We start from the raw sequence: 706 nt of genomic DNA, 5'->3' as shown, positions 1-706 counted from the left end.
TCGGATTGAGTGACGCACACTCGCTGACCGTGGCTTCAACACAGGAGTCTGATGGCGACAGTACAGATACGGGGTCATCAGGTGACGATAGTGGAGACAGTGGTAGTCCCGGTGGGTCGACAGGTGGTGAGGGCGGCACAGACGACTCCAACAGTACTGATGGCTCCAACGGCACAGACGACTCCAACAGTACCGATGGCTCCAACGGCACAGGCGACTCCGACAGCACAGATGGAGACTCAACCAACACAAACGGGACAGACACGGGAGCAAACGATTCTGGGTCTGGTAGCTCCTCAGACGCAACTGGAAATGGCAGTGACGGAACTATCACACCGAACGATGGATCTGTGTCATCAGGAGAGACTGATGAGAGTACGCCACTGTACGCCGTCCAAGTGCTGTTATTAACTGTTGTATGTGGTGGTGGACTCCGCCGATTCAGACGAGCCACCTAAAATCCGATACGAAGAGAATTAACCGAACACTACACATGTTCAGGTCGTACTGAATCAATGGCACTTGAAAAACGGCGGCGGTTTGTGTACGCACTCGTTGCGTGGATGGTGAGTGTAATTCTTCTATTGACCGCCCTCAACGCCTTAGAACTAGAGTTATTCTTTGTTGTGTCCCTCATTGGCCTACTCGTGGTTGTTGAGCTTACTGCCCCGTTCAATGTCACACCGCAGTGGCGACGACGACTCTT

The 706-nt window shown here is 53.0% G+C and carries 1 protein-coding gene; it reads left to right on the top strand.

The annotated features are described in order from the left end of the window. Positions 1–515 precede the first annotated feature (515 nt). Positions 516–706: hypothetical protein (locus EXE42_RS20295; RefSeq protein WP_241988407.1), on the top strand; the 191-nt coding region annotated here is incomplete at its 3' end.

It is taken from the genome of Halorubrum sp. SP3 (assembly GCF_005435195.1).
Lineage (GTDB): Archaea > Halobacteriota > Halobacteria > Halobacteriales > Haloferacaceae > Halorubrum > Halorubrum sodomense.
This window is presented reverse-complemented; position numbering and strand designations above follow the sequence as displayed.